Origin of the sequence: Streptomyces sp. NPDC056296 (genome assembly GCF_042268605.1) — a bacterium.
In the GTDB taxonomy this organism is placed as follows: domain Bacteria; phylum Actinomycetota; class Actinomycetes; order Streptomycetales; family Streptomycetaceae; genus Streptomyces.
In genome coordinates, this window is sequence record NZ_JBHJRX010000155.1 from 1 (window position 1) to 1,085 (window position 1,085).

1 protein-coding gene is annotated in these 1,085 nt (G+C 64.9%); it reads right to left on the reverse strand.

What is annotated here, in order from left to right; translation table 11 throughout:
* Positions 1–1,019, reverse strand: a 1,019-nt coding sequence (istA, locus tag ACFCZF_RS40915) for an IS21 family transposase (protein WP_376675999.1), incomplete at its 3' end; no start/stop codon positions are given.
* Between the last annotated feature and the right edge of the window lie 66 nt (positions 1,020–1,085).

Consider the following 1,085-nt stretch of genomic DNA (forward strand, 5'->3'; position numbering starts at 1 on the left):
ATGTCCGGGCCGACGGTCGCCGTGGACCACTTCGCCAGCACGAACGGTGTCTTCGGCAACGGCAGCAGCGTCCCGGCCTCGACGGCCTCGAACACCGACAACGGGGATGCCCCACCGAGCGGCCGGCACTGCCGCAGCCCGGCGACCTCCCGTGACCAGCGGATCGCGTCGGTCTGCATGTGGTCAAGAGAGACGAACTCCCGGCCCCGCCACCACGAATCACGTATATAGGGCATGGGTCGCTCGACGCGTGGCTTGTCTTTTGGTCGCAGAGCGCGAGCTGGATCTACCAACGTGCCGTAGTGCGTGGCAAGTTCGGCATACGCCTTGTTGATTTTAGGGTCGTAGAGATCGGGCTTGTCCACCCCGGTCTTCAGGTTGTCCGGCACCAGCCGCTGGGCGATGCCGCCGAAGAACTTGAAGGCTTCGACGTGCGATTCGGTCCAGGAATGCTGGTCCAGGTGGATAACCGGGCGGACGAACATGTGCCGCGAGCAGGCCAGGATCATCACGAAGGCCCAGATCCGGTGCCGCTTCCCCGAGCGCGGGTTGATCCACTGGCCGAGGAAGCCATAGTCGATCTGAGCTTCCAGGCCCGGCTCGACTTCGTCGCGCAGGACGGTGACCTGCGAGCGGTTCGTCTCCTCGGGCAGCGTCGCCGAAATCCACCGCCGCAGGGAGGACACCGACACGCTCAAGTCATGCTCGTCACGCAGGCGTTGGTGGATCGTGGAGACGGTCACCGTCCCCAGCAGCCCCTTGATGTAATCGCGGTGCTTGTCGATCTCGGGCCAGGTCACCTGCCGCAGCCGCTTGTCGGCGAGTTCGGGGAACCAGCCCTTGATCAGCTCTGCCCAGTCCTCGCTCGTCATCGCCGTCCCGCCCGGGGTCATCCCGGCGGCCTCTGCCGGGGCCAGGTACTTCCTGATCGTCTTGCGGTCCAAGCCGAGCGATGCGGCCAGCTCGCTCTTGGAGCGGCCCGCGTACCAGTGGACGTAGATCTCAGTCACATCGACCACGTTGAACGTTCTCCTTGCCATCGTGCGCTTCCTTCGACCTCGAACCACTGATCGAGGAAGCGTGCG